This window comes from Rhabdothermincola salaria (assembly GCF_021246445.1).
In the GTDB taxonomy this organism is placed as follows: Bacteria; Actinomycetota; Acidimicrobiia; order Acidimicrobiales; family Acidimicrobilacustridaceae; genus Rhabdothermincola_A; species Rhabdothermincola_A salaria.
On record NZ_JAJQXW010000001.1, the window covers coordinates 352,468 to 376,349 of the forward strand.

Sequence of the window (23,882 nt, forward strand, 5' to 3'; positions counted from 1 at the left end):
GCGAGGGTCGGGAGAGGTTTCACGTGGATCCGTACCGTTCGTGGAACTCGGCGAGGTTGCGGGCCATCGCCCGGCTGCGGGTGCGGCTCACCCAGCCCGCGCCGAGCGCCACGGCGACGACCAGCACGAGGGCGCGCGGGGGTCGGTGGCGTCGTCGGGTGGGGTGAGCCATGGGTGCGGCGGGAGGGATTCGAACCCTCAAGCCCTTGCGGGCAGCGGGGTTTGAGCCCGCCCTGTATGCCGGTTCCAGCACCGCCGCGTGCGATGAGGAGCAGGCCTACGGTAGCGCTCGCCGGACCGTGGTCCGGCTTACCGGGGGGTAACCGTCCTACACTCCCGGGTGATGAGCAGGGCCATGGTCGAACGGCGTCTCACCGACGTCAGCACGCAACTCAAGGAGTTGCGGCGCGAGCTGGCCGTCACCGACGAGCAGCTGGCCCAGTTGTCCGACGAGGCCGAGGACGCTCGCCTGCGCTCGCTGGTGTCGGAGACCCCGCTCGCCGAGCGCGAGCACCGCGAGGCCTCCCGCCACGCCGAGGCCATGCAGCGCCACCGCGGCGAGGTCATGGGCGACATCGTCCGCCTCGAGGCGCTCCAGGACGAGCTGCTCGACAAGCTGCTCGACACGTCGGCCTGACGCCGGCGGTCGCGTCGCCGACGGGTGCCCGTCGAGCGGGCGCGATCGGTCTTGTACGCTCGGCGACGTGCCGACCCGTGTCGTGATCGCCGAGGACGAGGCCATCATCCGCCTCGACCTGAAGGAGACCCTCCTCGAGGAGGGCTACGAGGTCGTGGGCGAGACCGGACGGGGCGACGAGGCCGTCGAGTTGGTCAAGGCCCATGCTCCGGACATCGCCATCCTCGACATCAAGATGCCGGGCCTCGACGGGCTGTCCGCGGCCCGCGAGATCGCCGGTGAGCGCCGGGCCGCGGTGCTCATCCTCACCGCCTTCAGCCAGCGCGACCTCATCGAGCAGGCCCGCGACGCCGGGGCGCTGGCCTACCTGGTCAAGCCGTTCCAGCGCAGCGAGCTGATCCCCGCCATCGAGCTGGCCATCGGCCGGTTCCAGGAGATGAAGGCGCTGGCCGACCAGGCCCAGAACCTCGAGGACCAGCTCGAGACGCGCAAGATCGTCGACCGCGCCAAGGGCCAGCTCATGGACGGCCACGCCATGTCCGAGGGCGACGCCTTCTCGTTCATCCAGCGCACGGCCATGCGCGAGCGCCTCACCATGAAGCTGGTGAGCGAGCGGATCATCGCCGGCGAGCTCGTCCCGCCGGCGTCGTGACCCCGGCCCGTCGGCTCGCACGGGGGGATCGACCCCGATGAGCAAGCTGATGCTCATCGACGGCAACTCGTTGGCCTACCGGGCCTTCTTCGCCCTGCCCACCGATCTGGCCACCGCGTCGGGCCAGGTCACCAACGCGGTGTTCGGGTTCACGTCGATGCTGGTCAACCTGATCCGCGACCACGAGCCCGACCACCTGGCCGTGGCCTTCGACCGACCCGAGCCGACCTTCCGCCACGAGGCGCTCGACACCTACAAGGCCAACCGCGAAGAGGCTCCCGACATCCTGCGCCAGCAGCTCGGCCTGGTCCGCCAGGTGGTGGAGGTGCTGCACATCCCCGTGCTGGAGCTGGCCGGCTACGAGGCCGACGACATCATCGCCACCCTCGCCACCGCCGGGCGCGACCGAGGCGACGACGTCCTCGTGGTCACCGGCGACCGCGACAGCTACCAGCTCGTCGAGGACCCGCACGTCAAGGTCCTCTACAACAAGCGCGGCGTCTCCGACTACGCCCTCTACGACGAAGCCGGCATCGCCGAGCGCACCGGGGTGCATCCTTCCAAGTACCTCGAGTACGCCGCGTTGCGGGGCGATCCCTCCGACAACCTGCCGGGCGTGCCGGGGGTGGGGGAGAAGACGGCGGCCAAGCTGATCAACAACCACGGCGACCTCGACGGCATCTTCGCCCACCTCGAGGAGCAGACCCCGAAGCTGCGTCAGAACCTCGGCGAGCACGAGACCCAGGTGCGGGCCAACGCGGTGATCATGAAGCTGGTGCGCGACGCCCCGGTCGACGTCGATCCCGATCAGCTGGTCCTGGGCGACTACGACCTCGACGAGGTCCGCGAGCTGTTCGACTTCCTCGAGTTCCGCACCCTCTACGACCGTCTGCTCGAAGCGCTCGCCGCTCTCACCGGCGACGACTCGGTGGTGAGCACCGGGTCCGGGCTCGACGTGCTCGAGGCCGAACGACGCGACCTCGACGACCCTGCTGCCGCCGTCGGTGTGCTCGAGGCGCTGGCCGCCGGGGAAGGCCCGTTGGCGGTGGCGGCCACGTGGGTGGGCACCGAGGGGCGCTCGGCGCTCGAGGGCCTGGCCGTCGTCACCGATCCCGAGACGGCCGACGTGGCGTGGCTGCCCGCCGCGGTGCTGAGCCAGGCCGATGTGCACACCGCGCTCGCCGCGCTGCTGGGCGACGGCGGCCGACCGTTGGTGGCCCACGGCGCCAAGGCGCTGATGCGCAGCCTCGACGAGCTCGACGTCGACGTGCGCACCCTCGCCCTCGACACCATGATCGCCGCCTACCTGCTCGACCCGGCCGAGGCCCGCTACGCCCTCGAGGAGCTCCTCGAGCGCTACGCCGAGCTGCGCCTCCCCGACGAGGGCGACGTGGCCGAGGGCCAGCTCGACTTCGGCGGCGAGGCCGGGCCCGACGGCCAGAAGGCGGCCCGCCACGCCCTCGCCGTGCACCGCCTGGTCGAGCCCCTCCAGGCGGCCCTCGACGCCCGGGGACTGCGCACCCTCCACGACGACGTCGAGACGCCGCTGGTGCGGGTGTTGGCCCGCATGGAGATCGTGGGGGTGGGGATCGACCGCCAGGAGCTCCAGCGTCTGAGCGACGAGCTCGTGGCCGAGTGCGATCGTCTGCGCGCCCAGATCTGCGAGGACGCCGGCGAGGAGTTCAACGTCAACTCCACCGTCAAGCTGCGCGAGGTCCTCTTCGACCGGCTCGGCCTCACCCCCCAGAAGAAGACCAAGACCGGCTACTCCACCGACGCCGCGTCGCTCGAGAAGCTCAAGGGCCAGCACCCCATCGTCGAGCACCTCCTCTCCTACCGCGAGGTCGAGAAGCTGCGGTCCACCTACGGCGAGGCCCTGCTGGCCGAGGTCGCCGACGACGGCCGCATCCACGCCACGTTCAACCAGACCGTGGCCCGCACCGGACGGCTCAGCTCCGACGCGCCCAACCTGCACAACATCCCGGTGCGCACCGAGATCGGCCGGGCGTTCCGCCGGGCGTTCGTGCCCGCCCCCGGCCACCAGCTGCTGGTGGCCGACTACAACCAGATCGAGCTGCGCTGCATCGCCCACCTCGCCGAGGACCCGGGCCTCATCGAGGCCTTCGAGACCGAACAGGACATCCACACCACCACCGCGGCGCGGGTGTTCGGCGTGGAGCCCGGCGAGGTCACCCTCGAGCAGCGCTCCAAGGCCAAGATGGTCAGCTACGGGTTGGCCTACGGCATGGAGGCCTACGGGCTGGGGCAGCGCCTGGGCATCCCCACCGGTGAGGCCCAGACCATCCTCGACGCCTACTTCGTGGCCTTCCCCGCGGTGCACGACTACATGGACCGCACGGTGGCCGAGGCTCGCGAGCGGGGCTACACCGAGACCCTGTTCGGTCGGCGCCGCCAGATCCCCGAGCTGTCGTCGGGCAACTTCCGCATCCGCCAGGCCGGCGAGCGCCAGGCCATGAACGCCGGCATCCAGGGCCTGGCGGCCGACATCTTCAAGGTGGCCCTGGTCCGCCTCGACCGGGCCCTCGAGGACGCCGGCACCACCAGCCGGCTCATCCTGCAGGTCCACGACGAGGTGATCTGCGAGGTCACCCCCGACGAGCTCGACGCGGTCACCGGGCTCGTCCTCGACGCCATGTCCGGGGCCTTCGCCCTGCGCGTGCCGCTGGCCGTGAACCTGGCGGTGGGGGACTCGTGGGCCGACGCCAAGGGTTGAGGAGGCTTCGCCGGTGAGCGACCACGGTTCCCGTCCCGACGACCCGGTCCACTGGTTCGAGTCCGTCGCCGACCACCTCGGCGAGGCCTACCTGCGGTACTCCTTCACCAAGGGCACCGAGAACGAGGTGGCGTTCCTGGTCGACGAGCTCGGGCTGGGTCCCGGGCACCGGGTGCTCGACGTGGGCTGCGGCCCGGGCCGTCACGCCCACGCCCTGGGTCGGCGGGGCATCGAGGTGGTGGGCGTCGACATCGCCCGGCGTTTCGTCGACCTCGCCCGTCGCGACGCCCCCGACGGGGTGACCTTCGAGCGCATGGACGCCCGTGCCCTCTCCTTCGACGGCGAGTTCGATGCCGTCATCTCGCTGTGCCAGGGCGCGTTCGGGCTGTCCGGGGGTGGTCCCATGGCGGCGCCGTTGGCCGACGTCTCGGCCGGCCGGGTGGCGGGGGTGGCCCCGATGGCCGGGCCCGGAGCGCGCGCCGGCGACCCCGACGCCGCCGTCCTCGACGGCATGGCCCGGGCGCTGAAGCCCGGTGGTCGCCTGGCCGTGTCGGCCTTCTCGGCCTACTTCCAGGTGCGCTTCCTCGAGCACACCGACCGCTTCGACGCCGCCTCCGGGGTGAACCACGAGGTCACCAGCGTGCGCTCGCCGAGCGGCGAGGAGGTGACCACCGATCTGTGGACCACCTGCTTCACGCCGCGCGAGCTGCGCCTGCTGGCGGTGCGATCGGGCCTTCTGGTGCGCGACCTCTGGTCGGTCACCCCCGGTGAGTACGCCCGGCGCGACCCGGACCTCGACCACCCCGAGTTCCTCATGGTCGCCATCCGCCCCTCCGCGCCGACGTCCGCCTGAGAGCCCACGGGCCGGAAGGGCCGGATCGTCCCCGGATGGGGCGGGACGAGGCCGCGGTGCTACCCTTTCAGCCCGTCGTGCGCGCCCGCGCACGCCCGGCCCACCGGTGCTCCGCCGAGGGCCGTTCCCCGACGTTTCCGAAGCGAGTCTCACCTTGTCCGAGCAGGCCGACGCCGGCATCCCCGCCGACGACACCCCCGAGTCCTCCGCAGCAACCGCCACCATGACCGCCGAGGCACCCTCGGGCATGGGGAGCTTCGACGAACAGGGCCAGTACGTGCCCCGCCAGGTGGTCGCCGACGACCTCGAGGGCGTCTCGCTCGACGATGCGTACACCCAGTCGATGGTCCAGGTCGAGGACGGCCAGATCGTCGAGGGCACCGTGGTCAAGGTCGACCGCGACGAGGTCCTGCTCGACATCGGCTACAAGTCCGAGGGCGTCATCCCCTCGCGTGAGCTGTCGATCCGCAACGACGTCGACCCCGCCGAGATCGTCGCCCTGGGCGACGAGATCGAAGCCCTCGTCCTGCAGAAGGAGGACAAGGAGGGTCGCCTCGTCCTGTCCAAGAAGCGGGCCCAGTACGAGCGGGCCTGGGGCACGATCGAGAAGATCAAGGAAGAAGAAGGCGTCGTCAGCGGCCCGGTCATCGAGGTCGTCAAGGGCGGCCTCATCCTCGACATCGGCCTGCGCGGCTTCCTGCCGGCGTCGCTGGTCGAGCTGCGCCGGGTCCGCGACCTCGCCCCCTACGTGGGGCGCACGCTCGAGGCCAAGATCATCGAGCTCGACAAGAATCGCAACAACGTGGTGCTCTCCCGCCGAGCCTGGCTCGAGGAGACGCAGAAGGAGCAGCGCGAGGACTTCCTCGCCAACCTCAAGCCCGGCGAGGTCCGTCGCGGCACGGTGTCGTCGGTCGTGAACTTCGGCGCCTTCGTCGACCTCGGCGGCATGGACGGCCTGGTGCACGTCTCCGAGCTGTCCTGGAAGCACGTCGACCACCCCGGTTCGGTGGTGGCCGTCGGCGACGAGATCGACGTGCAGGTGCTCGAGGTCGACCTGTCCCGCGAGCGCATCAGCCTGTCGCTCAAGGCCACCCAGCAGGACCCGTGGCAGGAGTTCGCCTCCAACCACCAGGTCGGCGAGCTGGTCTACGGCCGGGTCACCAAGCTGGTGCCGTTCGGTGCGTTCGTGCAGGTGGGCGACGGCATCGAGGGCCTGGTGCACATCTCGGAGATGTCGGCGCACCACGTCGACCTCCCGGAGCAGGTCGTCACCCCCGGCGAGGAGCTGTGGGTCAAGATCATCGACCTGGACCTGCAGCGTCGTCGCATCAGCCTGTCGATCAAGCAGGCCGCCGAGGGCGGCATCGTGGCCGCCGAGTACCAGGAGCACTTCGGCGAGCACGCCTACGACGAAGAGGGCAACTACATCGGCTTCACCGGTGAGACCGAGTCGAGCGAGGGCCAGGAGGCCTGGGCCGAGTACTACGCCGAGCACGGCGTCGACGCCGAGGCCCCCGAGGTCGACCCCGCCGCACCCGCGGCCCCCGAGGCCGAGGCCCCGCCGGCCGCGGCCCCCGAGGCGGCCGCCCCGGAGGCTGCGGAGGCCGCCGAGCCCGAGCCCCCGGCCGAAGAGGCCTGATCGGCGCCTCCCTGCGCTGCGGCTCGGGGAGGTGTCCACCACCAACTGTTGCGACGATGGCGGCGTCCACCGCGCCGCCATCGTCGCGTCGGTCCGCATCCCGGCCGCGCCGGTCGGGGTGCACCGGGGCCGCAAAAAGAATGTGGTCGACCGCTAAGCCCGGTGGCCCGACGCGCCGAAAGAGGAGAGGCGTGTTCGGCCGATGGCCGTCTGCGCCCATGTTGTTTGCCATGATGGTCGCTGGTCCCCCAGGCCCCGGCGACTGGTTCCAGCCCTGGATGCATCGAGAAGAGGACGTACGTGAGCTCGCGGAGAACCCTGATCCTCATCGGCGCCATCGTGTTGGGCGTCGTCGCCGCGTTGTTGTTGTTCAACTACGTCCGAGGCATCGAGGATCGCGCCAACGACAACGCCCGGCGCGTCGACGTCTACGTGGCCGATCGCGACATCGCCCGAGGGGTGCCCGGTGAGACGGCCACCGCCGACGGGAGCATCGGTCAGTCCCAGATCCCCCAGGAGTTCCGTCCGGCCAGCGCGGTGACCACCACCGACGAGCTGCAGGGCAAGGTGGCGCTGTTCGACATCCCGGCCAGCTCGGTCATCGTGCGGGGCATGTTCGTCGACCCGGCCCAGACCCAGATCAGCTTCCGGGCCCGTCTGCGCAACCCCGAGCACGTGGCCGTGTCCGTCTCCACCGACCAGGTGCGCGGTGTGGCCGGCTTCCTCGTCCCCGGCGACGAGGTCAACCTGATGGTCTTCTCCGACGTGCCGGCGAGCGAGGACCCCAACGCCGCCAGCAGCGCCATCCAGCAGGCGGGCCGCTACCTGTACCAGAAGGTGCAGATCCTGGCCGTGGGCGAGTCCACCATCCTGGCTCCGGGTGAGGAGACCGACGCCGCGGCCACCCCTGCGGCCAACTCGGGCATCATCACCTTCAACGTGCCGGCCGATGCCGCCCAGTGGATCGCGGCCGCTCAGCAGGGCGGCGGGTTCTACATGACGCTCGTGGCCCCGGATTACACCCCGCAGCCGTTGCCGGCCCCCGACCTGGCCGGCCCGCTGCCCGGCGAGGACCCCGCCGTGTTGACCCCGTACGGCCCCCAAGGCAACCAGGAGTAGGTGAGACGTAGGTGACCAGCCCGTTCTCCGGATCGTCCGGTGATGGATTTCCCGACCTCCCCCCGACCGCCGGCGACGGCGGTGGTGGGGAGGCGCGGGTCGCGGTGGCGGTGGTCGACGACGACCAGGCCACCCGGTCGCGCATGGCGATGCAGCTCGGCAACGGCACGGCCGCCTTTGCCAGCATCGGGGAGCTGGCGGCGTCGCTGACGGGTGCGCCCGTGGTGGTGGTGCTGGGGCCGTCGCTGGCCACCAGCTCGGACCTCTCGACCACCGAGCAGCTGCTGGCCGCCCGGCGGGAGGTGGGCGCCATCATGGTGACCGACGAGCTGTCCACCGACACGCTCCAGCGGGCCCTGCGGGCCGGCGTCAAGGACGTGCTGCAGGCCCCGGTCGACTCCAACCAGTTCGACGAGGCCATCGGCCGGGTGGCGGCCACCTTGCGGCCGGCACCGGCGACGGCCCCGCCCATGGTCGTCGAGGGCGAGGCTCCCGGCGAGCTCGGTCGGGTCATCATGGTGTTCTCCACCAAGGGCGGCTCGGGCAAGTCGGTCATCGCCTCCAACCTGGCCGTGCTCCTGGCCGAGCGCAGCGAGAAGCCGGTCGTGCTGGTCGACGCCGACCTGCAGTTCGGCGACGTGGCCGTGATGCTCAAGCTCACGCCCCAGCACACCATCGTCGACGCCGTCGGCTCGCTCGACCGCCTCGACGACACCCTGCTCAAGGAGCTCCTCGCCACCCACGAGCCCGAAGGGCTCTGGGTCCTCCCGGCCCCGCTCGAGCCGGCGTTCGCCGACCAGATCGGCGCCGCCGAGATGGTGCGCATCGTCGAGCAGCTGCGCAGCTTCGCCGGTCACGTGGTCATCGACACCCCGGCGTACTTCAACGACGTCGTGCTCGGGCTCATCGAGATCAGCGACGACGTGCTGTTGGTGGCGGGCATGGACATCCCCAACATCAAGAACGTCAAGATCGGCCTGCAGACCCTCCGGCTGCTCAACACCCCGATGGAGAAGCTGCGCCTGATCCTGAACCGGGCCAACTCCAAGGTCCGCCTCGACGCCTCGGAGGTCGAGCGCACCCTCGGCGTGCAGGCCGATGCCCTCATCCCCAGCGACATCGTGGTGCCGCAGTCGGTGAACCGGGGCGAGCCCGTGGTCCACGTGGCCCCCAAGTCGTCGGTCGCCAAGTCGTTCAACGAGTTGGCCGACCTCTTCCTCCCTGCGCCGGCCAAGAAGCGCCGGCGGTGACCTTGCCCCCCGACGAGACCCTTCGAGAGCACTGAGGTAGCCCGCGGATGTCCCTCTACAAGCGTCTCCACGATGTGCAGGGTGCCCCGGAAGCCGGGGCACCCCGTCGCGACCCGATCCTCGACGACCTGCGCCAGCGGATCCACCACCACCTGATCGAAGAGCTCGGCCCGATCATCTACGACAAGCGCTTGTCCGAGGACGACCTGCGCAAGCGGGTGAACGAACAGCTGCACGTGGCCCTGGCCGCCGAGCGGGCCCCGCTGTCGGCCGCCGACAAGGCCCAGCTCATCCAGGACGTCTCCGACGACATCCTCGGCTACGGCCCGATCGATCGCCTCCTGAGGGAGGACGACATCTCCGAGGTCATGGTCAACGGCCCCGAGCAGGTCTACGTCGAGCGCAACGGCAAGCTCGAGAAGTCCACGGCCAACTTCGTCGACGACGTCCACCTGCGGCGCATCATCGACAAGATCGTCGGCGAGATCGGCCGGCGCATCGACGAGGCCAACCCGCTCTGCGATGCCCGTCTGCCCGACGGCTCGCGCGTCAACGCCGTCATCCACCCCCTCGCCATCGGCGGGCCCTTCCTCACGATCCGGAAGTTCGCCAAAGAGAAGCTCCAGATCGACGACCTCATCCGCTTCGGCACCCTCAACGCCCATTCGGCCCGCTTCCTGCAGGCCTGCGTGGTGGGTCGGCTCAACGTCATGGTCTCCGGGGGCACCGGCACCGGCAAGACCACCACCCTCAACGTGCTGTCATCGTTCATCCCCGAGGGCGAGCGCATCGTCACCGTGGAGGACGCCAAGGAGCTCCAGCTCCACCAGGACCACGTCCTCGCCCTCGAGGCCCGGCCGGCCAACATCGAGGGGCGGGGCGAGATCACCATTCGCGACCTGGTGAAGAACTGCCTGCGGATGCGCCCCGACCGCATCGTGGTGGGGGAGTGCCGCTCCGGTGAGGCCCTCGACATGCTCCAGGCCATGAACACCGGCCACGACGGGTCGCTCACGACGGTGCACTCCAACAGCCCGCGCGACACCCTGGCCCGCCTCGAGACCCTGGTGCTCATGGCCGGCTTCGATCTGCCGGTGCGGGCCATCCGCGAGCAGATGGCGGCGGCGCTCGACGTCATCGTGCACCTCAGCCGGCTCCGCGACGGCACCCGTCGCATCACCCACATCACCGAGGTGCAGGGCATGGAGGGCGATGTCATCACCCTCCAGGACATCTTCTTGTTCGACTACGGGATGGGCGTCGACGAGCACGGCCGCTTCAAGGGGCACCTCAAGGCCACCGGCGTGCGACCCAAGTTCGCCGAGAAGCTGTCCGACATGGGCATCCGCCTCGGCCAGGAAGTCTTCCAGCCCGAGGGCTTCGCTCGCCGGGCCTCGGGCTGACGGAGCTGACATGACCGCCACCCCGACGACCCCGGCATCCACAGGGCGCCGCGCCCGGAGCGCCCGGCCCGTCGCCGTCGCGGCCGTGTTCGTTGTGCTGCTCCTGGCCCTGGCCGCGGTGGTCGTCGGTGGCCCCGTCGGAGCCCAGGACACCGGCTCGTTGGTCCTGCGCCAGGTCGACACGTCCGAGCCGGCCGACTCCAGGCTGCAGTTCGTCTACACGGGCCCGGCCTCCGAGGTCGAGGACGCCCGCCTGGTGGGCAACGGCGACCAGATCTCGTCGGCGCCGCCACGGGCCCTGCCCGGGTCCACCCCCATCGCCACCGCCCTGGTCTTCGACACGTCGACCGCCATGGACGAGTCGGGTGCGCTGGTGGCGGCCAAGGACGCGGCCAAGGAGTGGGTCGAGGATCGCAGCGGTGCCGCCGCGGCCAACCAGGTCTTCGCGGTGTACGCGGCCAGCGACACCGGCATCCAGATCCAGGGCTTCACCTCTGACACCGAGCGCCTGGTGGCCGCCATCGACCGGGTCGCTCCCGCGGCCGCCACCGAGGACCAGGGCCTGTCGGCGATGTGGTCGGCGGTCGGCCAGGCCGCCTCGGCCCTCGATGCCCGCAACGCCGAGCAGCCGAACCTGGTGGTGATGACGGGCACCACCGACAACGCCACTCCGTCCGCCGAGCGCCCCGCCGCTCGGGGCGACGTCACGTCGTCGGGGGCCACCGTCTTCGCCGCCGAGTACCTCAACGCGGGGCTCGACCCGGCCGCCGTCGACTCCCTGGTGGCCACCAACGGCGGGCTGGTGCTCCGCTCCGACAGCGGCCCCGACTTCGGCGAGCTCGTCGAGGAGATCGCCACCGCCATCACCGAGCAGCAGTACGAGATGGTCTACGACGCCGGCGTCGATCCGGGCACGGTGGTCGACCTCACCCTCGAGGTCGGTGGTCAGAGCGCCACCGCATCGGTGGTCACCGGTTCGTCGGTGCAGGGCGAGGTCGCCCTCAACCCCGAGATCATCGAGTCCTCCGGTGGCGTCTCGGCCCTGCAGGGCAACCTGGGGCTGATCGCACTGGTGCTGGTGGGTCTGCTGGCCGCCGGGTTGTTCGCCTTCGCCATCTTCTCGCTGTTCGTCCGCGAGGACCGCCTGGCCCAGGTGCTGCAGCCCTACGACGACGCCATGACCACCTCGGCGCTCGGCGACGGGGCTGACGACGACGCCGACACCTCGCTGGCCCGCACCGCCATCGTGCAGCGGGCCGTGCAGATCACCGAGCAGGTGGCCACCGATCGGGGGCTGCTGGTCAAGGTCGAGAACGCGCTCGAGCGGGCCAACCTCCCGCTGCGCGCCGGCGAGGGCCTCTTCTTCTACGCCGCCGGCGTGGTGTTGCTCACCATCCTCGCCTTCGTGGTGGGCGGCAGCCTCATCCTCGGCCTCATCGTCGGGCTGTTCGCCGCCATCGTCCCCCCGGCGGTGGTGAACTTCCTTGCCGCCCGGCGGCGCAAGCAGTTCATGGCCCTGCTGCCCGACACGCTCTCGCTGCTGTCGGGCACCCTGCGGGCGGGCTATTCGCTGATGCAGGGCGTGGAGGCCGTGTCCCAGGAGGTGGCCGAGCCCATGGGCACCGAGCTGCGCCGGGTGGTCACCGAGGCCCGCCTCGGCCGTCCGCTCGAGGAGGCCCTCGACTACACCGCCGTGCGCATGGCCTCGCCGGACTTCGCCTGGGCCGTCATGGCCATCCGCATCCAGCGCGAGGTCGGTGGCAACCTCTCCGAGCTGCTCATGACGGTGGCCGACACCATGGTCCAGCGCGAGCGTCTCCGCCGCGACGTGTCCGCCCTCACCGCCGAGGGGCGGGTCAGCGCCTTCGTCCTCGGGGCCCTGCCCATCGGTCTCGGAGCGGTCATGTTCGTGCTCAACCCGGACTACACCAACAAGCTCATCACCGAGGGACTGGGCAACCTGATGCTCGCCGTCGGGGTGGTGTCGATGCTCATCGGCTTCGCCTGGATGAAGAAGATCATCGACATCGAGATCTGAGGAAAGCTGCCATGGCGCTCATCATCGGACTCGCCCTCGTGGCCCTGGTCATCGCCCTGGTGGTGTGGGCCCTGGGCAGCCAGGCCGACGAGAAGGCGGTGGTGCGGTCCTCGCTGCGCCAGCTCGAGGGCTACGAGGTCGAGAACGTCCGCGACCAGGAGCTGCTGGTGCCGCTGCGCGACCGGGCCATCGCCCCGGTGCTCACCGGCCTCAGCGACCTCGGGCGCCGCTTCACCCCCGCCGGCTACGTCGACACGGTCCGCCGCAAGTTCGTATCGGCCGGCAACCCGTCGGCCGAGGCAGTGGATCGGTTCCTCGCCATCCGGGTGCTCACCGTCGCGCTCGTGCCGTTCGCCTTCATCCTGGTCTTCGTCCTCAACCCCCTCGGGTTCGAGGGGTTGATGCAGCTCGGGGCGTTCGCCCTGCTGGCCTTCGCCCTCGTGGCCGGGCCCGACGCCGTGCTCAACCGTCGGGTCGAGGAACGGGCCAACGAGCTGCAGCGCAAGCTCCCCGACATCCTCGACCTGCTCACCATCTCCGTGGAGGCCGGCCTCGGGTTCGAGCAGGCCCTCGACCGCACCATCGCCGCCGTACCGGGGGCGCTCTCCGACGAGTTCGCCCGCATGCTGGGCGAGGTGCGCGCCGGCGCCAGCCGGGCCGACGCCATGCGGTCCATGGAGCAGCGCACCGACGTGCCCGAGGTGCGCTCGTTCGTGCTGGCCATCCTGCAGGCCGACACCTTCGGTGTCTCCATCGGCCGGGTGCTGCGGGCCCAGGCCGACGAGATGCGCATCAAGCGCCGCCAGGCGGCCCAGGAGCGGGCCCAGAAGGCACCCGTGAAGATGATGATCCCCATGGTGTTCTGCATCTTCCCGGCTCTGTTCGTCGTCGTCATCGGCCCCGCCATCATCAACATCCGTGAAGGCTTCGGAGGCTGAGGCCGTCGCCACCCGGGCCTCGGCGACGGCTCCGGGATGGCTCCGGGCCCCCGCGCTCAGCACGCTCGTCGGGGGGATCCTCGTCCTGTGGGGCGTGTACCTGGGCATGGCCCGGATCAGCGACAACAGCTTCCTCACCCACCTGGCCACGGGCCGGCTGATCCTCGACACCGGGTCCATCCCCCGGTCGGACCCGTACTCGTTCTCCGCCGCCGGCGAGCCGTGGGTGGTGCAGAGCTGGCTGGCCTCGATCGTCTACGCCGGTGTCGAACGCCTCGGCGGCATCGACGGGGTCCGGTTGCTCACCGCCGCCCTCATGGCCCTGCTCATGGGCATCATCTGGGCCCTCACGCGACCGGCCGACGGTCTGGTCGTCCGCTTCGCGGTGGCCGCCTCGGCCGCCGCCGTGGGGGCGGTGGCCTGGTCGCCTCGGCCGCTGCTCTTCGGCTTGGTGCTGTTGGGGCTCACTCTCCTGGCCGTGGAGCGGCGCTGGCCGGCGCCTGTCCTCGTCCCGGTCTTCTGGCTGTGGGTGAACACGCACGGTTCGTTCCCGCTCGGGTTGGCGCTCCTGGCCGTGCTGGCCCTGGGCTCCCACCTCGACGGACGTGAGCCCCGTGTCGAGCTCCGCGCTCTGCTGTGGGCTGGTGTCGGCACCCTGCTCGGTGCCGTCAATCCTCTGGGCCTGTCCCTGCTCACCTTCCCCCTGCGGGCGCTCGAGCAGCGCGACGTCTTCGGCTACGTGGTGGAGTGGCAGCCACCTGACTTCTCGGGGACCCTGGGGCGGCTCTTCCTGTTGCAGCTGGCCATTGCTGTCGCCGCCCTGGTCCGCCGTCCCAGCTGGCGGGTGGCCCTGCCGCTGGTCGCCTTCGGGGCGATGGGCTTCGTGGCCTCGCGCAACATCGCGGTGGCCTCGATCGTGCTCCTGCCGGGGATGGCCGCGGGCCTGGCCGGGCTGGGCGGGCTGAAGGGTCGCGAGCGGGGTCGGGGCACCGTCATCGGTGGGGCGGTTCTGCTGGCCATCGGCGTCCTTGTCGTCGTGGGAGGCCTGGCTCGGCCGGCCTACGACCTGAGTCGGTTCCCGGTGGACGCAGTGGCGTGGACGGAAAAGGAAGGGCTGCTCGGGCCCGAGCAGCGTCGAATGGCGCCGGACACCGCCGGGAACTACCTGGAGCTGGTGCTCGGTCCCGAGGCAGCTGTGTTCGTCGATGATCGGGTCGACATGTACCCCAGCGGGATCATCGAGGACGCGGTGGCGCTGAAGGGCAGCGGCGTCGGGGGTCTCGCCATCGTCGAGCGGTGGCACCCCGATGTCGTGATCTGGCCCCGCGCTGCTGCCTTGTCCGAGGCCCTGCTGGCGAATTCGGCATGGGCGCTGGGCTACAGCGACGATGAATGGCTGGTGTTCACCCCGGCCGATGGCGACAGTTCGTCGCTGGGTTGAGCAACGCGACGAGGGGCGGGACCCCGGAGGATCCCGCCCCTCGACGACTAGGGATGCGGTCAGAGAGCGCTGCTGACGGAGCTGCCGGAACGGTCCAGGCTGTCGTACAGGCTGTCACCGAGGAAGATCAGCGCCGTGACGCACACCAGGGCGATGAGGGCGAGGAGGAGTGCGTACTCGACGAGGCTGGCACCCTCGTCGCCCTCGCGGAGCTCGTCTCCGTGGGGCATCGGACCTCGCTTGGTGGTCAGGTGACCGGAAATGCGAACGAGCGGGACGGTGGAACCGTCCCGCTCGTCAGCCGAAGTGGCAGGTGTCAGGCGCCCTGGATCTCGGAGCCGACCTCGTTGAACTGATCGCTCGCCGAGTCGCCGATGAAGCTGATGGCGATGATGCACACCACGGCGATGAGGGCGACGAGAAGGGCGTACTCGACGAGCGAGGCGCCACGGTCGGACTTGGTGCGGGCCTGGAGCCAGGCGCTGATGAAGTCGTAGGAGGTCATCATGTTCGGGGGTTCTCCCTGTGCTGGTGCTGTCGGAAGGCCCGGAGCACCGGACCCGTTGTCGTTGCGACAGGAGAAGTATCGGCGCAGGGGCAGCGGACTTTATGGGCAATCCGGCCCTTTCCCCTGAAAAAGACCTCCAGAGGCCGAAATGAGCCATTTGACCTAGTCGGTCGCCGGAGACCCGTTGCTCAGCGGGCGCCCACACCCCTTCAGTCGAGGTGCACGATGCCCATGCGCACGGCCTGCAGCACGGCCTGGGTGCGGTCGCGCGCGTCGAGCTTCTGGTAGATCGAGGCCAGGTGGTTCTTCACCGTCTTCTGGCTGATGTAGAGCTGCTCGGCCACCTCGGGGGTGGAGCACCCGTCGGCGATGAGCTGGAGGACCTCTTCCTCCCGCCGGGTGATGATGCGCTCCTCCTCGGCGGCGCCGAACGACGGGTCGCTGTCGAGGCGGCGCACCTCGTCGAGCATCGACGCCGCCAGCTGCGGTGACAGGGCGGTCTCCCCGCTCACCGCCAGGCGCACGGCGGTGGCGATCTCGGTGGTGGAGCAGTCCTTGACCAGGTAGCCCGAGGCCCCGGCCCGGATGGCGGCGGCCAGTACCTCCTGGTCGGCGTGCATGGTGAGCATCACCACCCGGGTGGAGGGCAGGCTGCCCCGGATCTGGCGGGTGGCCTCCACGCCGTCCATCTCCGGCATGGTGACGTCCATCAGGATCACGTCGGGGCGCAGCTCGTCGGCCATGCGCACGGCCTCTTCGCCGTTGCCGGCCTCGCCGACCACGTCGAAGCCCTGCTCGAGCATGGATCGCCGCAGGCCTTCGCGCAGCATGCGGTGGTCGTCGGCCAGCATCAAGCGGATCGTCACGTGGGGTCCTCCGTCGCCTCGTCCCCTGCCGGGGCGGCCCCCTGAGGAGGGCGAGATCAGCCTAGGACGCCGGACGCGGCCGTGGAGCGAGCGGCGGCACTGCTGCCGTTGCCGTTGCCGTTGGCCCGCAGGAGGCTGCAGCGGACGCGAGTGCCCTTGCCCTCCTCGCTGGCCACCTCGAGGGTGGCGCCGATGCTGGAGGCCCGCTCCCGCATGCCCATGAGGCCGTAGGAGTCGAGCCGTCCCGCCTTGCCGATGGGGAAGCCCTTGCCGTCGTCGGTGACCTCGAGGGCGGCCGCCTCGCCGTTGCAACGCCACAGCACCCGCACCCGGGATGCGCCGGAGTGGCGCTCGACGTTGGTGAGCGCCTCCTGGGCGATGCGCCACATCTCGCGCTCCTGCAGCAGGGGCAGTCGGGCGTCGCGGTCGCAGTGCAGCTCGACGACCAGGTCGCTGCGCTCGCGCACGCGGGTGGCGTAGGTCTCGAGGGTGTCGGCCATGCCCTGGGTGTCGGTGACGTCGGTGCGCAGGTCGTAGAGGGTGTCGCGCACCTCGCGGATGACGCCACGCACGTCGTTGCGCAACTGGTCGAGCGACGCCCCCACGTCGGCGCCCTCGGCCTGGGCGGCCACGATGCGGTCGAGCTCGAAGGCCAGGTAGGCCAACGACTGGCCGATGCGGTCGTGGAGGTCGCGGGCGATGCGGGTGCGCTCTTCGTCGGCGCCGACCGTGCGCAGCCGGTTGAACCAGCGGGCGTTGTCGATGGCCAGGGCGACCGGCTCCACGAAGCCCCGCAGCAGCTCCACGTCGCGCTCGGTGAAGTGGCCCTCCTGGCCGTCCTCGATGACGAGCAGGCCGATCACCGAGCCCCGCGCCGCCAGCACGGCGTAGATGCCAGAGGCCGAGCGGGGCGCCAGGCCGGTCCAGCTCGAGCCGTTGAGGCTGGGCACCGACAGCAGGCTCTTCTCGGCCACCGCCTTCTTGGCCGGGGTGGGGAGGTCGGAGAGCTGGAGGCGGGCGGGGAGGGGCCGTCCTCCTTCGCGGCGCAGCACTTCCCAGTGGCCGTCGGTGTCGTCGAGGCCCAGGATGGCCAGTGTGTCGAACTCGAAGAGGCCCCGGAGGCGGGTGACCGAGGTCTGCAGCACGTCGTCGAGGTCGAGCGAGGCGGGAAGGGTCTGGGTGACGCGGTGCAGGCTGTAGAGCAGGGCGTTGGCGTCGGAGAGCTGGCCCAGGCGGTCGAGGGCCAGCTCGTGCTGGCGGTCGGCCTCACCGGAGATGCGCCGGGCGTAGCCGGAGATGACGCCCACGAGGAGCAGCACGAGCGTCCACTGGGCGGACTGGACGATGCGGTCGTTGGCCTGGTCCTCGATGAGGAAGGGCAGGCTGACGACGAGCGTGGTGGCGATGGCCACGCGGATGGCGAAGGCGAAGCCCCGGGCGAAGCCGGCGACGGCGGTGGCGCTCAGCAGCGACAGGATGAAAGGGCTCTCCCAGTACCCGGTGGTGATGACGCACAACGAGAAGAGGACGACCTCGGCCAACACGGCCACCAGGCTGCGCACGTCGCCCAGGTAGCGGATGGGCCGGAACGTGCGCACGATCGTGTAGGTGAGCAGGACGCTGCACCAGATGGCGGTGCGGGCGGGCGCGGCGTCGTAGTCCTGGGTGGCGAGGGCGACCGAGGCGATGGCCACCCCCCAGCGGATGGCCAGGATGGCGGGGTTGAACGCCGCGACCCGGTCGACGCGCTGGGTGAGGCCGATCCCGTCGTCGCGGGTCGAGCCGTCATCGCTCTGGGAGAACTGCCGCACTCGCTGGCGCCAGGTCATGGTGTCCTCGTCGACGCTCACCACTCAGTTGTCGGTCGCTGGCCGCGAACCTTGAACCTCGAGACGCGTCGAAGCTCCAGGAATCCCGTGCCCGGCGCCGATGGTACCGTCGCCGCGTGCTGCGCATCGGGCTGACAGGGGGCATCGGATCAGGCAAGTCGACCGTGTCGGCGGGCCTGGCCGAGCGGGGGGCGGTGGTCATCGACGCCGACGCCGTGGTCAAGGAGCTCCAGGCCCCGGGCCAACCGGTGCTGGCCGCCATGGTCGAGCGCTTCGGCCCCGGCATCCTGCTCGCCGACGGCAGCCTCGACCGCCAGGCCGTGGCCGACGTGGTCTTCACCGACGCCGAGGCCCTGGCCGACCTCAACGCCATCGTGCACCCGGCGGTGGGAGCCGAGATCATGCGGCGCATCGAGGCCGAGGAGGGCACCGACCACGTGGTGGTCCTCGACGTGCCCTTGTTGGTGGAGAACGAGGCCTTCGAGGTGGCGGCCGTCGTGGTGGTCGACACCGACCCCGAGATCGCCGTGCAGCGCCTCGTCGAGCACCGGGGGTTCACCGAGGACGACGCCCGGGCCCGGATCTCGCGCCAGGCGTCGCGCGAGCAGCGCCTGGCCCGAGCGGACTTCGTGATCCCCAACGACGGCGATCGGGCCGCACTGGACGCCCACGTCGAGCGCTGCTGGGCGTGGATCCAGGAGCTCCACGCCGGCCAGGCACCCGACGCGGCGGGCTGACCGACCAGATCAGAGCCCGAGGCGGCGGCTGAGGTCGCTCTGCAGGCGCCGGTCGGGATCGACCCGGTCGCGCACGGCGCGCCACTCGTCGAGGCGGGGGTACATGGTGTCGAGCAGGTCGGGGGCCATGCGGGCGTCCTTGGCCAGGTAGATGCGCCCACCGGCGGCCGCCACCTCGCGGTCGAGGCGGTCGAGCAGCGGGCCCAGGCCGGGCACCCCGGCGGGGATGTCGAGGGCCAAGGTCCAGCCCTCGGTGGGGAACGACAGCGGCCCGGGGTCGCCGGGCCCGAAGCGCTTGAGCACGGCGAGGAACGAGGTGCAGCGGGCGGCGCTGAGGTCGCCGACGATGCGGCGCAGCACGTCGTCGGTGCCCGGCGGGATGACGAACTGCCACTGCACGAAGCCGGCGGGGCCGTAGAGGCGGTTCCAGCCGCCGACCATGTCGAGGGGGTGGAAGAAGGCAGGGATGGACTGCAGCTCGTCGCGGCGGCGAACGGGGGCCTTGCGGAACCACAGCTCGTTGAACGCCTTCACCGAGAGCCGGTTGAGCAGCCCCGAGGGGACGACGGGCGGAGCGGAGGCCAGCACGCCGGCCCGGTAGTCGAAGGGCCAGGATGCCCCGCCCTCGGTGGCTTCGTCAGCAGTGGCGAAGCGGCCGCGTGTGAGCACGGAGCGACCGAGCGAGCGGCCCGAGGCCATGAGGTCGATCCAGGCCACGGAGTAGTCGTAGGCGTGGTCACCGGTGGCCATGAGGCCCATGACGGCGTCGAGGTCGGGGGCGCGGTCGGTGTCGACGAGGAGCTGGCTCGACCCGATGCGGGGGCAGGCGAAGGTGGCGTCGACGATCACGCCGGTGAGCCCCATGCCGCCGGCGGTGGCCCAGAACAGCTCGGGGTCCCGGTCGGGGCCGATCTCGACCACCTCGCCGTCGGGGAGCTGCAGGCGCATCGACACCACGTGGTCGCACCACGAGCCGGAGTGGTGGTGGTTCTTGCCGTGGATGTCGGCGGCGATGGCCCCGCCGACGGTCACGTAGCGGGTGCCGGGGGTGACGGGTACGAACAGGCCCTGGGGCACCAAGGCGTGCAGGAGCCGGTCGATGGACGTGCCGGCCTCGGCGGTGACCAGCACCCGGTCGGCGTCGGGGTCGGCGTCGTGGACCCAGAACCCGTCGACGTCGACGGTGTCGACCACCCGCCCGCCGGCGTTCTGGGCGGCGTCGCCGTAGCTGCGACCCAGGCCCCGGGCGATGAGGCCACGCCGGTCGGTGGTGGGCAGCGCCCGGCGCAGCTCGGTGGTGGAGGTGGGGCGGCGCAGGTCGGCGGCGGAGGGTGCCGTGCGACCCCACCCGGTCAGCTCGGCCGGGTGACGGTGGGCCGGGGCGTTGGGTTCAGGAGGTGTAGACGGCACAGCCGTAGATGATGGCCCACACCACGCCGGCACCGAGGACGATCCGGTCCGACAGGATGAGGACCTCCGGTTCGGCGCCCTTGCCCTGGTCCAGCAGCAGGGCGTAGCGCAGGATGGCCACCGCGAAGGGCACGATCGACACCTGGAACAGCACCGCCCCGTCCGGGTTGGTCTGCCCGGAGGTGAAGGCCCAGATGCAGTAGGCGATGAGCACCCCGCCGGAGAACACGGCGCGGAGGTAGTGCAGGAAGCTGGGCGTGTAGGCGCCGAGGGCGGGGCGGACGGCCACGGCGTCGTCGGCCAGGTCGAGGGACTCGCCGTGGCGCTTGCCGGTGACCATGAACAGCGCCCCGAACGAGGTGACGATGAAGAACCACTCCGAGATGGGCACGCCGACGGCGGCGGCGCCGCCCACGGCGCGCAGCACGAAGCCGGCGGAGATGGCCACGATGTCGAGGACGGGCTGCTCCTTGAGCCAGTAGGTGTAGGCGGTGGTCAGGCCCAGGTAGGCCACCAGCACCCACCCGAAGTCCGGTTCCAGCAGGAAGCCGCCCACCAGGGCGGCCACCAGCAGCACCGCCGCCAGCGCGTAGGCCAGTCCGGGGGAGACGACACCGGCGGCGATGGGCCGGTTGCGCTTGGTGGGGTGGAGGCGGTCGGCCTCCACGTCGGTGGCGTCGTTGACCAGGTAGGTGGCGCTGGCTGCTGCGCAGAAGCAGGCGAAGGCCCCGGCCGTGTGGAGGAGCACCTCGCCCTGGTCGATGACCCCGGCGGCCACCGGGGCCGCCACCACGAGCACGTTCTTGGCCCACTGCTTGGGGCGCAGGGAGCGGACGATGCCGGCGGCCAGCGACGGGCGCGGCGCGTCCGTGGGGCGGTCGGCGTGGGTCATCTCAGCGAGCGCTGACCTTGCGCCACAGGCCTCGGGGGAGGTGGCCGAGCACGAAGAACAGGTAGCGCAGCACCGGTGGGGCCCAGATGACCTCTCGGCCCTTGGCCAGACCCTCGACGATGGCCTCGGCCACCTTCTCGGGGGTGGTGGAGAACGGCGCCGGGTCCATGCCCTCGGTCATCTTGGTGTGCACGAAGCCGGGTCGGACCACCACGGCGCGCGCCCCGGTGCCGATGAGGGCGTCGCCGAGGCCCTGGGTGAAGGCATCGAGGCCGGCCTTGGACGACCCGTAGACGTAGTTGTCGCGTCGGGTCCGCACCCCGGCCACCGACGACAGCACCAGCAGGGTGCCGTGGCCCTGGCGACGGAGGCGCTCGGCCACGGCCAAACCGCTCGAGACGGCGCCGGTGTAGTTCACGGTCACGGCGTCGGCGGCGGCCACGGGGTCGGCGTCGAACGTGGTCTGGTCGCCGAGCACGCCGAAGGCCGAGATGACCAGGTCCAGGTCGCCGAAGCGGTCGAAGCAGTCGTCGACGACCCCTTGGTGCGACGCCGGATCGGTGGCGTCGAAGGCCACCGTCTCCACCGTGGTGGCACCGAGCCGGCGGAGCTCGTCCGCGGCCTCGGCGGCCGACGCCGGGTCCCGGACGGCCAGCACGACCGTGCGGCACCGGCCGGCGATCAGGCTGCGCACCGTGGCCCGGGCGATCTCGGAGTTCCCCCCGAGCACCAGCACCGATTGCACCGCCCCGAGGGCGTCTCGCATGGTCATCCTCCACCTGATGGGTCGTACCGCCGGGCGAGCCTAGACGTGCCCGCCGGGGGCGGAGACGGCGTCAAGCGCTCGGGGAGGACCGTCCCACCCCCTCCGTAGACTCCGGGGATGCCGCCGTTTCGCATGGTCTCGGACTTCTCTCCGGCCGGTGACCAGCCCCGAGCCATCGCCGGACTGACCGAGAGCATCAACGCGGGCAACCGTTACCAGACCCTCCTGGGCATCACCGGTTCGGGCAAGAGCGCCACCATCGCCTGGACCATCGAGCAGCTCCAGCGACCCACCCTGGTGATGGCGCCCAACAAGTCCCTCGCCGCCCAGCTGGCCAACGAGTTCCGGGAGTTCTTCCCGGACAACCGGGTCGAGTACTTCGTCAGCTACTACGACTACTACCAACCCGAGGCCTACATGCCGGCCTCGGACACCTACATCGAGAAGGACTCGTCGGTCAACGACGAGATCGACCGGCTGCGCCACTCGGCCAGCTCGGCGCTGCTCACCCGACGCGACACCATCGTGGTGGCGTCGGTGTCGTGCATCTACGGCCTGGGCTCACCCCACGAGTACAAGGACCAGCTGCTGGTGGTGCGCGTGGGCGAGCGCCACGACCAGCGCGACGTGCTGCGGCGTCTGGTCGACCTGCAATACGAGCGCAACGACATGAACCTGGTGCGGGGCAAGTTCCGGGTGCGGGGCGACACCATCGAGGTGCACCCGGCGTATGACGAGACGGCGGTGCGCATCGAGCTCTTCGGCGACGAGGTCGAACGCATCCAGGTGGTCGATCCCGTCACGGGGGAGAAGGTGACCGAGCTCGAGGAGCTCATCGTGTTCCCCGCCACCCACTACGTCACCGGCGAGGAGCGCCTGCGGGCGGCCACGGTGCGCATCGAGGCCGAACTGCAACAGCAGCTGGCCCAGTTCGAGAAGGAGGGCAAGCTGCTCGAGGCCCAACGGCTGCGCATGCGCACCCAGTACGACCTCGAGATGATGGCCGAGGTCGGCTACTGCAACGGCATCGAGAACTACTCGGCACCCATCGACGGGCGTTCCCCCGGTGAACCGCCCTACACCTTGCTCGACTACTTCCCCGACGACTTCCTGGTGGTGCTCGACGAGAGCCACGTCACCGTGCCTCAGCTCCACGGCCAGTACGAGGGCGACCGCTCCCGCAAGCTCACCCTCATCGAGCACGGGTTCCGGCTGCCGTCCGCGGCCGACAACCGCCCCCTGCGCTTCGAGGAGTTCACCGAACGGGTGGGCCAGGTGGTGTTCCTGTCGGCCACGCCCGGTTCCTTCGAGCTGCAGAACTCGGGCGCGGTGGTCGAGCAGATCGTGCGACCCACCGGCCTCGTCGATCCCGAGATCATCGTCAAGCCCACCAAGGGTCAGATCGACGACCTCATCGAGAACATCAACACCCGCGTCACCAAGGGCGACCGGGTGCTGGTGACCACCCTCACCAAGAAGATGGCCGAGGACCTCACCGACTACCTCCTCGAGCTCGGGGTCAAGGTCCGCTACCTGCACAGCGAGGTCGACACCATCGAGCGCATCGAGATCCTGCGCGACCTGCGCCTCGGCGAGTTCGACGTGCTGGTGGGCATCAACCTGCTGCGCGAGGGCCTCGACCTGCCCGAGGTGTCGCTGGTGGCCATCCTCGACGCCGACAAGGAGGGCTTCCTGCGCTCGGAGACGTCGCTCATCCAGACCACCGGCCGGGCCGCCCGCAACGTCGACGGCCAGGTGATCATGTACGCCGACACCGTCACCGACTCGATGCAGCGGGCCATCTCCGAGACCAATCGGCGGCGGGGCGTGCAGCAGGCCTACAACGACGAGCACGGGATCAACCCCCAGACCATCCGCAAGGCCGTCACCGACATCCTCGCCTACCTGCGCCCGAGCGAGAAGGCGCCGATGCCGGGCAAGGACCAGCGCTCCACCCGGCGCGATCGGCCCCGCACCGACTTCGCCGAGCTCCCCTCGGCCGAGCTCGAGCGCCTCATCCGCACCCTCGAGGACGAGATGCACGAAGCCTCCGCCGACCTCCGCTTCGAGTACGCCGCCCGCCTGCGCGACGAGATCAAGGACCTCAAGCGCGAGCTGCGCGAGGTGGGCTGAGCCTCCCCGGCCAAGGGCGGCCGTTGGTCCATGATGA

Annotated in this window: 21 protein-coding genes and 1 tRNA gene; 13 read left to right on the forward strand and 9 right to left on the reverse strand. The window is 70.7% G+C overall.

Annotation, left to right across the window (positions count from 1 at the left end; genetic code table 11):
• Nucleotides 1-19: 19 nt before the first annotated feature.
• Nucleotides 20-172, reverse strand: a complete 153-nt coding sequence (locus tag LUW87_RS01715; protein WP_232669348.1) for a hypothetical protein — start codon at nucleotides 170-172, stop codon at nucleotides 20-22.
• Nucleotides 173-175: 3 nt separating this feature from the next.
• Nucleotides 176-259: transfer RNA gene (locus LUW87_RS01720), tRNA-Leu, on the reverse strand.
• An 84-nt stretch (nucleotides 260-343) separates the two neighbouring features.
• On the opposite strand from LUW87_RS01720, the gene LUW87_RS01725 reads away from it, so the two are divergent.
• The 11 genes from LUW87_RS01725 to LUW87_RS01775 all read left to right on the forward strand — a co-directional run bounded on the left by LUW87_RS01725 (nucleotide 344) and on the right by LUW87_RS01775 (nucleotide 14,704).
• Complete coding sequence (locus LUW87_RS01725; protein ID WP_232669349.1) at nucleotides 344-637, forward strand: hypothetical protein; 294 nt, start codon at nucleotides 344-346, stop codon at nucleotides 635-637.
• A gap of 67 nt (nucleotides 638-704) precedes the next feature.
• Nucleotides 705-1,289 (forward strand): ANTAR domain-containing response regulator, encoded by a 585-nt coding sequence (locus LUW87_RS18970; RefSeq protein ID WP_232669350.1) that lies wholly within the window; start codon nucleotides 705-707, stop codon nucleotides 1,287-1,289.
• Between the two features lie 37 nt (nucleotides 1,290-1,326).
• The gene (polA, locus tag LUW87_RS01735) at nucleotides 1,327-4,023 is read left to right on the forward strand and encodes a DNA polymerase I (protein WP_232669351.1); all 2,697 of its coding nucleotides are present in this window, start codon (nucleotides 1,327-1,329) and stop codon (nucleotides 4,021-4,023) included.
• A 13-nt stretch (nucleotides 4,024-4,036) separates the two neighbouring features.
• A complete protein-coding gene (locus tag LUW87_RS01740; protein WP_232669352.1) occupies nucleotides 4,037-4,876 on the forward strand; it encodes a class I SAM-dependent methyltransferase in 840 nt (279 codons plus the stop codon).
• A 247-nt stretch (nucleotides 4,877-5,123) separates the two neighbouring features.
• Nucleotides 5,124-6,515: a 30S ribosomal protein S1 gene (rpsA, locus tag LUW87_RS01745; RefSeq protein WP_346742414.1), complete on the forward strand. Its 1,392-nt coding sequence runs from the start codon at nucleotides 5,124-5,126 to the stop codon at nucleotides 6,513-6,515.
• Nucleotides 6,516-6,815: 300 nt separating this feature from the next.
• Nucleotides 6,816-7,634 (forward strand): Flp pilus assembly protein CpaB, encoded by an 819-nt coding sequence (cpaB, locus tag LUW87_RS01750; RefSeq protein ID WP_232669354.1) that lies wholly within the window; start codon nucleotides 6,816-6,818, stop codon nucleotides 7,632-7,634.
• An 11-nt stretch (nucleotides 7,635-7,645) separates the two neighbouring features.
• A complete protein-coding gene (locus tag LUW87_RS18975) occupies nucleotides 7,646-8,884 on the forward strand; it encodes a CpaE/TadZ family protein (protein WP_232669355.1) in 1,239 nt (412 codons plus the stop codon).
• Nucleotides 8,885-8,931: 47 nt separating this feature from the next.
• Complete coding sequence (locus tag LUW87_RS01760) at nucleotides 8,932-10,287, forward strand: TadA family conjugal transfer-associated ATPase (protein WP_232669356.1); 1,356 nt, start codon at nucleotides 8,932-8,934, stop codon at nucleotides 10,285-10,287.
• 10 nt (nucleotides 10,288-10,297) lie between these two features.
• A complete protein-coding gene (locus tag LUW87_RS01765; protein ID WP_232669357.1) occupies nucleotides 10,298-12,325 on the forward strand; it encodes a type II secretion system F family protein in 2,028 nt (675 codons plus the stop codon).
• Between the two features lie 11 nt (nucleotides 12,326-12,336).
• The gene (locus tag LUW87_RS01770; protein ID WP_232669358.1) at nucleotides 12,337-13,263 is read left to right on the forward strand and encodes a type II secretion system F family protein; all 927 of its coding nucleotides are present in this window, start codon (nucleotides 12,337-12,339) and stop codon (nucleotides 13,261-13,263) included.
• Nucleotides 13,244-14,704: a hypothetical protein gene (locus LUW87_RS01775; protein ID WP_232669359.1), complete on the forward strand. Its 1,461-nt coding sequence runs from the start codon at nucleotides 13,244-13,246 to the stop codon at nucleotides 14,702-14,704. The genes LUW87_RS01770 and LUW87_RS01775 overlap by 20 nt, the downstream gene beginning before the upstream one ends.
• Nucleotides 14,705-14,763: 59 nt before the next feature.
• Here LUW87_RS01775 and LUW87_RS01780 read toward each other — a convergent pair whose 3' ends face one another.
• The 4 genes from LUW87_RS01780 to LUW87_RS01795 all read right to left on the reverse strand — a co-directional run bounded on the left by LUW87_RS01780 (nucleotide 14,764) and on the right by LUW87_RS01795 (nucleotide 17,928).
• Entirely contained in the window at nucleotides 14,764-14,934 is a 171-nt protein-coding gene (locus tag LUW87_RS01780) for a hypothetical protein (RefSeq protein WP_232669360.1), read from the reverse strand.
• An 86-nt stretch (nucleotides 14,935-15,020) separates the two neighbouring features.
• Nucleotides 15,021-15,212 carry a Flp family type IVb pilin gene (locus LUW87_RS01785; protein ID WP_232669361.1) on the reverse strand — a complete coding sequence of 64 codons (192 nt, stop codon included), beginning with the start codon at nucleotides 15,210-15,212 and terminating at the stop codon, nucleotides 15,021-15,023.
• Between the two features lie 209 nt (nucleotides 15,213-15,421).
• A complete protein-coding gene (locus LUW87_RS01790; protein WP_232669362.1) occupies nucleotides 15,422-16,078 on the reverse strand; it encodes a response regulator in 657 nt (218 codons plus the stop codon).
• A 56-nt stretch (nucleotides 16,079-16,134) separates the two neighbouring features.
• Nucleotides 16,135-17,928, reverse strand: a complete 1,794-nt coding sequence (locus tag LUW87_RS01795; RefSeq protein ID WP_232669363.1) for a GAF domain-containing sensor histidine kinase — start codon at nucleotides 17,926-17,928, stop codon at nucleotides 16,135-16,137.
• Nucleotides 17,929-18,023: 95 nt separating this feature from the next.
• On the opposite strand from LUW87_RS01795, the gene coaE reads away from it, so the two are divergent.
• Nucleotides 18,024-18,644, forward strand: a complete 621-nt coding sequence (gene coaE / locus LUW87_RS01800; protein ID WP_232669364.1) for a dephospho-CoA kinase — start codon at nucleotides 18,024-18,026, stop codon at nucleotides 18,642-18,644.
• A gap of 9 nt (nucleotides 18,645-18,653) precedes the next feature.
• On the opposite strand, the gene dprE1 is transcribed toward coaE, so the two are convergent.
• The 3 genes from dprE1 to dprE2 are packed head-to-tail and all read right to left on the reverse strand — an operon-like array spanning nucleotide 18,654 to nucleotide 21,712.
• Nucleotides 18,654-20,054 (reverse strand): FAD-binding protein, encoded by a 1,401-nt coding sequence (dprE1, locus tag LUW87_RS01805; protein WP_232669365.1) that lies wholly within the window; start codon nucleotides 20,052-20,054, stop codon nucleotides 18,654-18,656.
• The gene (locus LUW87_RS01810) at nucleotides 20,035-20,946 is read right to left on the reverse strand and encodes a decaprenyl-phosphate phosphoribosyltransferase (protein ID WP_232669366.1); all 912 of its coding nucleotides are present in this window, start codon (nucleotides 20,944-20,946) and stop codon (nucleotides 20,035-20,037) included. Before LUW87_RS01810 ends, dprE1 begins: the two co-directional genes overlap by 20 nt.
• A gap of 1 nt (nucleotide 20,947) precedes the next feature.
• Complete coding sequence (gene dprE2, locus LUW87_RS01815) at nucleotides 20,948-21,712, reverse strand: decaprenylphospho-beta-D-erythro-pentofuranosid-2-ulose 2-reductase (protein WP_232669367.1); 765 nt, start codon at nucleotides 21,710-21,712, stop codon at nucleotides 20,948-20,950.
• Between the two features lie 117 nt (nucleotides 21,713-21,829).
• Here dprE2 and uvrB point away from each other — a divergent pair, with 117 nt between their 5' ends.
• On the forward strand, nucleotides 21,830-23,845 hold the full coding sequence (gene uvrB / locus LUW87_RS01820) for an excinuclease ABC subunit UvrB (protein ID WP_232669368.1): 2,016 nt from the start codon (nucleotides 21,830-21,832) through the stop codon (nucleotides 23,843-23,845).
• The last annotated feature ends 37 nt before the right edge of the window (nucleotides 23,846-23,882 follow it).

Coding starts and splice junctions, on each gene's coding strand:
- LUW87_RS01715 (WP_232669348.1), bottom strand. CDS start 172: ATGGCTCACCCCACCCGACGACGCCACCGACCCCCGCGCGCCCTCGTG.
- LUW87_RS01725 (WP_232669349.1), top strand. CDS start 344: ATGAGCAGGGCCATGGTCGAACGGCGTCTCACCGACGTCAGCACGCAA.
- polA (WP_232669351.1), top strand. CDS start 1,327: ATGAGCAAGCTGATGCTCATCGACGGCAACTCGTTGGCCTACCGGGCC.
- rpsA (WP_346742414.1), top strand. CDS start 5,124: ATGGGGAGCTTCGACGAACAGGGCCAGTACGTGCCCCGCCAGGTGGTC.
- LUW87_RS01760 (WP_232669356.1), top strand. CDS start 8,932: ATGTCCCTCTACAAGCGTCTCCACGATGTGCAGGGTGCCCCGGAAGCC.
- LUW87_RS01765 (WP_232669357.1), top strand. CDS start 10,298: ATGACCGCCACCCCGACGACCCCGGCATCCACAGGGCGCCGCGCCCGG.
- LUW87_RS01770 (WP_232669358.1), top strand. CDS start 12,337: ATGGCGCTCATCATCGGACTCGCCCTCGTGGCCCTGGTCATCGCCCTG.
- LUW87_RS01780 (WP_232669360.1), bottom strand. CDS start 14,934: ATGCCCCACGGAGACGAGCTCCGCGAGGGCGACGAGGGTGCCAGCCTC.
- LUW87_RS01785 (WP_232669361.1), bottom strand. CDS start 15,212: ATGATGACCTCCTACGACTTCATCAGCGCCTGGCTCCAGGCCCGCACC.
- LUW87_RS01810 (WP_232669366.1), bottom strand. CDS start 20,946: ATGACCCACGCCGACCGCCCCACGGACGCGCCGCGCCCGTCGCTGGCC.
- dprE2 (WP_232669367.1), bottom strand. CDS start 21,712: ATGCGAGACGCCCTCGGGGCGGTGCAATCGGTGCTGGTGCTCGGGGGG.
- uvrB (WP_232669368.1), top strand. CDS start 21,830: ATGCCGCCGTTTCGCATGGTCTCGGACTTCTCTCCGGCCGGTGACCAG.